Source organism: Microbacterium sp. AR7-10 (genome assembly GCF_001878835.1).
Lineage (GTDB): Bacteria > Actinomycetota > Actinomycetes > Actinomycetales > Microbacteriaceae > Microbacterium > Microbacterium commune.
The window spans coordinates 1-8,615 of record NZ_MJIR01000078.1; the positions used below are offsets into that span (position 1 = coordinate 1).

The following is an 8,615-nucleotide window of genomic DNA, read 5'->3' on the forward strand; positions in this document are numbered from 1 at the left end:
TCGGCGCCGAGCTCGGCGACCAGACGTGTGAGCGGCCGGTCATCGACACGGCGCACCTCGCCCGCCCGCAGGCGAGTGGCGAGCAGGCGAGTGGGGCGGACGGATGCCAGCAGCTGGGCGACCGTGGCGACCTCCGGCCCCACGGCCAGCCCCACCCCGGCCTCCCGCGCCGCACGGTTCACCGCACCCGACCGCAGCGCCGCGGCCGACGACACGAGCACCACCGCAGCCCCGTCGTGCACCGCACCACGCACGTGGACGGCGGCGCGATCGGAGCCGCCGTCCGCGGCGAGCACGGCCAACACGGCATCCAGGGCCGCGGCATCGGCGCCCTCCGCGACCAGCACACCGAGCACCCGACCCCGCACCGGCAGGCCCGCCGCCTGCAGACGGGCGGCGACGTCCGCCTCCCCCGCATGCCTGCCGCTGAGCACCGCATCGACCAGGTCGCGGGCGGGCAGCATGGCCCATTCGGAGGGCCCGTCAGCGAGACGCGCGAGCGCGAGGGCGGTCGCGGCGAGCTCGAGCACGGTCATCCGCCCGGCCGGATGCTCGGGGCCCGGCAGCGCGACGAGGGTGCCCCACCGCACGCCGCGTGCCTCGACCGGCACGGTGAGCAGTCCTGCTCCGGCCCGAGAGCGTGCGGCCCAGTCGGCGAGCACGTCGGTCGGCGTCTGGGCCCAGAGCTCTGCCGTGACCACCTCACGGCTCAGCGTCTCGAGCACGACCGGCGCCCCCAGTGTCTGCGCGGCCGCGTGCACGACCGTGTCGGCCGGGGCGCCGCGCAGCGTCAGGCCGGTGAACAGCTCGTGCAGGCGCTGCCGTTCCTGCAGCGCCTCCAGCTGACCCGCGATGATGCGTCGGTGCACCGCCTCGGTCACCGCCACGAACTTGACCACCCGCTCCAGCGCGATCAGAGCGAGACCGTGCGCGCGGCACGCGACGATCAGAGCGGGCGGCGCGACGGGGAACCGAGCGCCGAGCTCGAGCACGACGCCGGCGACCCCGGCAGCGGCGAGGCTCGCCGCGACGGCGCGCAGCGACGCATCCGTCCCGCTCCACCCGGCCGCCGTCGTCAGCAGCAGCTCGCCGCCGTCGAGCAGACCGGCGACCTCGGCACTGTCCGAGACGTGCACCCAGCGCACGCGGGCGTCGAGGGCAGACCCGCCGACGAGCACCTGCGGATCGCCCGCCACCAGCACAGGGGTGTCGAGCACATCGCGCACCCGGGGCAGCGCCACGTCATCCAGACGATCTGTCCGAAGCCGACCATCTTCCATACGCTCTGCGGGCATCCCCCTATTCTCGCTCCCGGGAACATGGAACACGAGCCAGACGGCCGTTCCGGTCATTCTGTGCGACCAGCCCGCGAACCTCGATGAGGAGCATTTCCGTGACCACGATCCGTCACTACATCGACGGCGCCGAGACCGGCGCCGTCGACCGCACCCTGCCGGTGTACAACCCTGCGACCGGGGTGGCGCACCGCCAGGTCGCGGCCGCCAGCGCAGAGGAGGTCGAGGCGGCGATCGCCGCCGCCAAGGCCGCGCAGCCCGCGTGGCGGGCATCCAGCCTCATCAAGCGCGCCGACGTCTTCTTCCGCCTCCGCCAGATCCTCGCGGAGCGCACCGACGAGCTCGCCGCGATCGTCACCAGTGAGCACGGCAAGGTGCTCTCGGATGCGGCCGGCGAGGTGTCGCGCGGCATCGAGAACGTCGAGTTCGCGGCCGGCCTTCTGCACCACCTCAAGGGCGAGCGTGCCGAGCAGGTGTCGCGCGGCGTCGACGTGCACTCGGTCAAGCAGCCCGTCGGGGTGGTGGCCTGCATCACCCCGTTCAACTTCCCGGTGATGGTGCCGCTGTGGATGGTCGCCTCGGCGATCGCGTGCGGCAACACCGTCGTGCTCAAGCCCAGCGAGAAGGACCCGTCAGCCGCGAACTGGCTGGCCAAGGCCTTCCAGGAGGCGGGCCTGCCCGACGGCGTGCTCAACGTCGTCAACGGCGACAAGGTCGCCGTCGACGCGCTGCTCGACTCGACCGACGTCGGCGCGGTGAGCTTCGTCGGCTCCACCCCGATTGCGAAGTCCATCTACCAGCGCGCGGCGGCGAGCGGCAAGCGCGTGCAGGCACTGGGCGGCGCGAAGAACCACATGGTCGTCATGCCCGACGCCGACATCGACGGCGCGGCCACGGCCGCCATCTCGGCCGCCTACGGATCGGCCGGCGAGCGCTGCATGGCCGTGTCGGTGCTGGTCGCCGTCGGCGACATCGCAGACGACCTGATCGACGGCATCCGCACCCGCATCGCCGATCTGCGCATCGGCGACGGGACCGACCCCTCGAGCGAGATGGGCCCGCTGATCACCCGCGAGCACCGCGACAAGGTCGAGTCCTACGTCGCCGGCGCGGCGGCCGAGGGCGCGACCGTCGTCGTCGACGGCACGCAGAAGCGGTTCGACGGCGACGGGTTCTTCACCGGCGTGACCCTGCTCGACAACGTGCGCCCCGGCATGAAGGTGTACGAAGACGAGATCTTCGGCCCCGTGCTCTCGGTCGTGCGCGTCGACAGCTATGCCGACGCAGTCGAGCTGATCAACGCGAACGCGTTCGGAAACGGCACCGCGATCTTCACCCGCGACGGCGGCACCGCGCGTCAGTTCGAGTTCGACATCGAGGTCGGCATGGTCGGCGTGAACGTGCCGATCCCCGTGCCGGTCGGCGCGTTCTCGTTCGGCGGCTGGAAGAGCTCGCTGTTCGGCGACTCGCACATCTACGGCCCCGAGTCGATCAACTTCTACACGCGCTCGAAGGTGGTCACCACGCGCTGGCCCGACCACACCCCCGCGCAGGTCGACCTCGGCTTCCCGAGCAACCACTGAGCGAGGACGATCATGACCATGAGTCGGTACACCGATCGGCACGGAGCGACGCACACCCTGCCGGATGCCGAGGCCGACGCGCAGGTGCGCGCCGATGACCGCGCGCACGTCTTCCACTCCTGGAGCGCCCAGGCGCTCATCGACCCGGTTCCGGTCGCGGCCGGGGCGGGATCGACGTTCTGGGACTACGCCGGCACCGGGTACCTCGACTTCGGGAGCCAGCTGGTGAACCTGAACCTCGGGCACCAGCATCCGGATCTCGTCGCGGCGATCCAGCAGCAGGCCGGACGCCTGGCGACCATCCAGCCGTCGATCGCGAACGACGTGCGCGGCGAGCTCGCCCGGCTGATCGCCGACGTCGCGCCGGACGGCCTGGAGAAGGTGTTCTTCACCAACGGCGGCGCCGAGGCCAACGAGTACGCGGTGCGCCTCGCGCGCCAGTCGACGGGGCGCCGCAAGGTGCTCTCGATGTACCGCAGCTATCACGGCTCGACGTCGACGGCGATCTCACTCACCGGCGATCCGCGGCGGTGGGCGAACGATGTCAGCGACACCGGCGCGGTGCGCTTCTTCGGGCCGTACCTGTACCGCTCGCCGTTCCACGCGTCGACCCCGCAGGAGGAGTCGCAGCGGGCTCTCGAGCACCTCGAGCAGACGATCCTGCTCGAGGGCCCCGCGACGATCGCCGCGATCATCATCGAATCGGTGGTCGGCACGAACGGCGTGCTCGTGCCGCCGCCCGGATACCTGCAGGGGGTGCGCGAGCTGTGCGACCGGCACGGCATCGTGTACATCGCCGACGAGGTCATGGTCGGCTTCGGGCGCATGGGCGAGTGGTTCGCGTTCCAGGCGTACGGCGGGCAGCCCGACCTGATCACCTTCGCGAAGGGCGTGAACTCGGGCTACGTGCCGCTGGGCGGCGTGGTCATCTCCGACCGCATCGCCGCGCACTTCGACACGACGCCGTTCGCGGGTGGACTCACCTACTCTGGGCATCCGCTCGCGTGCGCCGCCGGTGTGGCGACGTTCGAGGTGTTCGCGCGCGACGGGATCCTCGAGCGGGTGCGCGACCTCGGCGAGCGCGTCGTCGAGCCGACGCTGCGCTCGTGGGCGTCGAGGCATCCGAGTGTGGGCGAGGTGCGCGGGCGCGGACTGTTCTGGGCCGTCGAGCTGGTGCGCGACCGGGAGACCCGTGAGCCGCTCGTGCCGTTCAACGCGTCGGGGGCGGATGCCGCGCCGATGGGCGCGTTCGCCGCGGCGGCGAAGAAGGCCGGCGTCTGGCCGTTCGTGCACTTCAATCGCACGCACATCGCGCCGCCGCTGGTGATCACCGAAGACGAGCTGGTGCGCGGGCTGTCGGCGATAGACGAGGCTCTCACGGTGGCCGACGGGTTCACGGACTGACGCGGGCCTCGTCCGCCCGGTCCGCCGGCTCGGCTCGGTCGGGGTGCGAGGTCAGAAACGTACGTCCCGCAGCCGGATTCCGTACCCAACTGACCCCGCGCCCCGGGAAGACGGGGCGATGCTCGATACGCTGATGCCGTGGAGGACGAGTCGCAGACAGAGGTGACGCAGACAGCCGAGGGGCCCGTGCGCGGCATCCGCCGACCGGACGGATCGCTGGCGTTCCTCGGCATCCCGTACGCCGCCCCGCCCACCGGCCGTCGACGCTTCCAGCCCCCGCAGCCGGTCGCCCCGTGGACCGAACCGCTCGACGCAACCCGATACGGCCCGACGCCGCAGCGCCGCGAGGAGCCGAATGCGATCATCCCTGAGCCGAGCGTTCCCGGCACGGCGACGCTGAATCTCAACGTCTTCACCGCGTCCTCCAGCGGAGCTCGACCCGTGCTGGTGTGGATCCACGGCGGCGGGTACTCGTCGGGCTCCTCGGCGAGCCCGTGGTACGACGGCCGCACCTTCGTGCGCGACGGGATCGTCGTGGTCACGATCTCGTACCGGCTGGGCTTCGACGGCTTCGGGGTGATCGACGGGGCACCCGACAACCGCGGAGTGCGCGACTGGCTCGCGGCACTCGAGTGGGTGCAGCGCAACATCGCCGCATTCGGCGGCGACCCCGCACGCGTGACGATCGCGGGGCAGTCCGCCGGTGGCGGGGCGGTGCTCACCCTGCTCGGGATGCCCGAGGCGCAGCACCTGTTCCGCGCGGGCATCTCGATCAGCGGCGCCCTCGGCGACCTCCCGCGCGACCGGGCGCGTCGGCGCAGCGAGCTCCTGGCATCGATGGTCGGCTGCGAGCCGACCCTCGACGGCTTCCGCGGCGTGAAGGAGCGCGCGCTCACACGGCGCCAGTACGAAGCATCCCTGCTCGGCAAGACCGGCCTCGCGGCGACGACCGCCACGCTCACCGACGGCCTCCCCTGGGGGCCGGTGGTCGACGGCGACCTGCTCACCCGGCCGACCGTCGATTCGTACGCCGCCGGCGTGGGCGCCGACAAGCCGCTGCTGCTGGGCGCGACCGACGACGAGTTCACGATGGTGTTCGATCGCGCCCCGCGCATCCTGCGCTGGGTGCCGGTGCCGCTCGCGCTGCTGATCGTCGAGAAGACCCATGCGCTGCGCCGGCGCTGGCGCCGGGCGAACCGGACGCGACGCGACGCGGGTTCGGCTCTCGGCCGTTTCGTCACCGACCGGGTGTTCCGCTCCCTCGTGGTGCGGATCGCCGAGACCCGACGGGATGCCCGCACCTGGGTGTACCGGTTCGCCTGGGCGTCACCGACGAACGGGTGGTCGTACCACTGCCTGGACGTGCCGTTCTGGTTCGACTGCCTCGACGACCCGCACGTCGCGCGCATCGCCGGCGAAGATCCTCCGCAGCGCCTCGCCGACGAGATGCACGCCGCTGCGGTGGCGTTCATCCGCGACGGCGACCCCGGCTGGCCGACCTGGCGCACCGAGCCCGGCACCACGCGAGTGTTCGGCGACCACCCTGAACTGTCGCGCGCGGCCTACGACGACGCCCTGCCGCTGGTCTGAGGGCCCGGCTCCGGCATCCGGTTTTCCCCGCCCCCGCCCGGTGGGCCCAAGTGGCCGCCTCACCCGCCGCGACCCGACCCTTCGGGACCAGCGGATGCCAGGCGGGGCGCCACCGCGCATTGACTGGGCCCATGTGGCCGCCTCACCTCGCGGGAGGCGGCCCTTCGGGACCAGCGGATGGCCACGAGGGCGCCGGCTCGCGCAGCGAAACTCCGCGGCGGCGCGACGAAGATGCGCAATCCGCATTGATTCCTCATCTGCCCGGCTCCTACGGTCACTGCCAACGACCGAAGGAGTTCGCATGTTCACCCCCACCCGTCGCACCGTCCTCCAGCTGGGCGGCGTCGCCGTGGCATCGGCACTGCTCATGGATATCGCCCGCCCGCTGACGGCCACCGCCTCTCTGCGGCCGCTCGGAGTCGGCGCCCCCGAGATCGAGGCGCTGCGCGCCCGGTGGGTGGAGACGCTCACCGGACGCAGCGTCATCACCGGGTCGCCGGCGACCTTCGCCGCGGCGATCGCTCGGCAGGATCGAGGCACCGACGCGCTGCTCGCGAAGGTGAGCCCCACAGCCACCCGCTACTTCTCCGACCAGGACTGGTCGATCGGCGCCACCGAGATCGCCAAGTCCAACTCGATGCGCATGAACTACTCGGGCATCCAGAACATGGCCGTATCGTGGGCGACGCCGGGGTCGAAGCACGAGGGCTCGGACGTCGTTCTTCAGGCGGCGCTGCGCGGACTCGCCCACATGCACGAGCGCGTCTACAACCCCGACACCGAATGGTGGGGCAACTGGTGGTCGTGGAACATCGGTGCCGCCCAGCCGCTGGCGAACACGATGGCCCTGCTGCACGACGAGCTCGACCAGGCCGAGATCGACGCGTACTGCGCATCCATCGACCATTTCCTCCCCAACCGGGACCCGCGGATGCAGCTGCACCCGACGGGGCCGCAGGCGTCGGACGGCGCAAACCGGGTGGACATCTGCCAGGCGATCATCGTGCGGGCGATCGCCCAGCCCGACCCGGAGCTGCTGCGCACCGCGGTGGCCGCGCTCAGCGACACCTGGCAGTACATCACCGCGGGCAACGGGTTCTTCCGCGACGGCTCGTTCGTGCAGCACTCCACGATCGGATACACCGGCACGTACGGGCTCGTGCTGCTGGGCGGGCTGGCCAAGCTCTTCGCCCTGCTCGCCGGCACCGGCTTCGACGTCACCGACCCCAGCCGGGCCAACGTCAACGGATTCGTGGAGAGCTCCTTCGCGCCGCTCATGTTCCGCGGTCAGATGATGGATGCGGTGCGCGGCCGGGCCGTCGCGCGATACGCCGAGCGCAGCATCACCAACGGCAACGACCTGATCGAGCACACCCTGCGGCTGGCCCAGTCCGCCGACGCCGAGACCGCGGCACGCTGGCGCGGCCTGTGCCGCCAGTGGATCGAGAGCAACTCGGCGGCGAACATCACCGTGACGACGAGCATCGTGCGCCTGTCGCTGGTCACCGAGCTGCTCAGCTCGGATGCGCAGGCGGTCGCGGACCCGACCGGTCCCCGGCTGTTCCCGGCGATGGACAGGCTCGTGCACCGCGCCGCCGACGGCTCGTGGGCTCTCGCCGTGGCGATGTGCTCGAACCGGATCGCCTGGCACGAGGGCACGGGCGCGGAGAACTTCGAGGGCGTGAAGACCAGCCAGGGAATGACCTACCTGTACCTGCGCGGCGACGAGGATCACTTCGACGACGAATTCTGGTCGACCTCCGATCTGGCGGCACCTCCCGGCACCACGGTCGATCTGACCCCGCTGCCGCGCAACCCCGAGGGCGAGTGGGGCGAGCGCACGCCCGACAACGAGTGGACGGGCGGGGTCACCTTCGAAGACACCGCCCTCGCCGCCATGCATCTCGTCGCTCCCGGAGGGACGGGCTTGGTGGCGCGCAAGATGTGGGTAACGCTTCCGGATGCCTACATCGCCCTGGGCGCGGACATCTCCACGCGCAGCGACGGCGAGGTGCGCACGATCATCGAGCATCGCAACCTCGGCACCTCCGCGCGCCGGCTGCTCGTCGACGGCACGGCGGTGACGGCTCGGCAGACGGTCGAAGGGGCGCGGTGGGCGCACCTGGAGGGCGTCGGCGGCTATGTGCTTCTCGACGGCCCTGCCGATCTCGTGGCCGGGATCGAGGAGCGCGAGGGCACCTGGCGGCGCAACAGCACCAACGCCGCCGCCGGCACCGATGTGCTGCAGCGCCGCTGGTACGGAACGCTGAGCCTGTCCCACGGCGTGGGCGCCGCGGCGAGCGGCGGGTACGCATATGCCGTGCATCCCGGAGCGGATGCCGATGCCACCGCCGCCGCGCGCGATCGGCGCTTCCAGGTGATCCGCAACGACGGCGTCGCGCAGGCGGTTCAGCTGTCGACGCACGTCACCGCCGCAGCCTTCTGGGCGGCCGGCAGCGCCGGTGCGCTCACCTCCGACCGTGCGGCCTGCGTGATCGCGCGCATCACGCCGGGCATGACGCGGATGTCGGTCAGCGACCCGACGCAGAGCGGCGCAACTCTCGTGATCGACGTCGCCGGAAGCCGCGCGACGAGGGTCAAGGGCGACGACGCGGACCGCGTCAGGTTGGCCCGCCGCGGCGACGGCATCCGGCTCACCATCGACACCACCGGCACGGCGGGCACGACCCTGGAGTTCTCCCTGCACCGCTGATCGGGCCGCCCTCCGGCATCCGCTGGGCCC

At 71.8% G+C, this 8,615-nt stretch carries 5 protein-coding genes; 4 read left to right on the forward strand and 1 reads right to left on the reverse strand.

All coding sequences use genetic code 11. The features are described 5' to 3' along the window. Nucleotides 1-1,295: PucR family transcriptional regulator ligand-binding domain-containing protein (locus BFN01_RS15985; protein WP_177243854.1), on the reverse strand; the 1,295-nt coding region annotated here is incomplete at its 3' end. Nucleotides 1,296-1,393: 98 nt separating this feature from the next. Between BFN01_RS15985 and BFN01_RS10920 the strand changes: the two genes are divergently transcribed. The 4 genes from BFN01_RS10920 (at nt 1,394) to BFN01_RS10935 (ending at nt 8,585) form a co-directional block, all read left to right on the forward strand. Next, nucleotides 1,394-2,878, forward strand: coding sequence for a CoA-acylating methylmalonate-semialdehyde dehydrogenase (locus BFN01_RS10920; RefSeq protein WP_143187224.1), 1,485 nt, complete (start codon nt 1,394-1,396; stop codon nt 2,876-2,878). 18 nt (nt 2,879-2,896) lie between these two features. Continuing rightward, nucleotides 2,897-4,282, forward strand: coding sequence for an aspartate aminotransferase family protein (locus tag BFN01_RS10925; protein ID WP_177243855.1), 1,386 nt, complete (start codon nt 2,897-2,899; stop codon nt 4,280-4,282). A gap of 138 nt (nt 4,283-4,420) precedes the next feature. After that, complete coding sequence (locus tag BFN01_RS10930; RefSeq protein ID WP_071644311.1) at nt 4,421-5,872, forward strand: carboxylesterase/lipase family protein; 1,452 nt, start codon at nt 4,421-4,423, stop codon at nt 5,870-5,872. 301 nt (nt 5,873-6,173) lie between these two features. Next, entirely contained in the window at nt 6,174-8,585 is a 2,412-nt protein-coding gene (locus BFN01_RS10935) for a polysaccharide lyase 8 family protein (RefSeq protein ID WP_071644346.1), read from the forward strand. Nucleotides 8,586-8,615: the final 30 nt, after the last annotated feature.

Bases quoted from the DNA above. Each gene is read 5' to 3' on its own strand.
- BFN01_RS10935 (WP_071644346.1), top strand. From the start codon at position 6,174: ATGTTCACCCCCACCCGTCGCACCGTCCTCCAGCTGGGCGGCGTCGCC.
- BFN01_RS10925 (WP_177243855.1), top strand. From the start codon at position 2,897: ATGAGTCGGTACACCGATCGGCACGGAGCGACGCACACCCTGCCGGAT.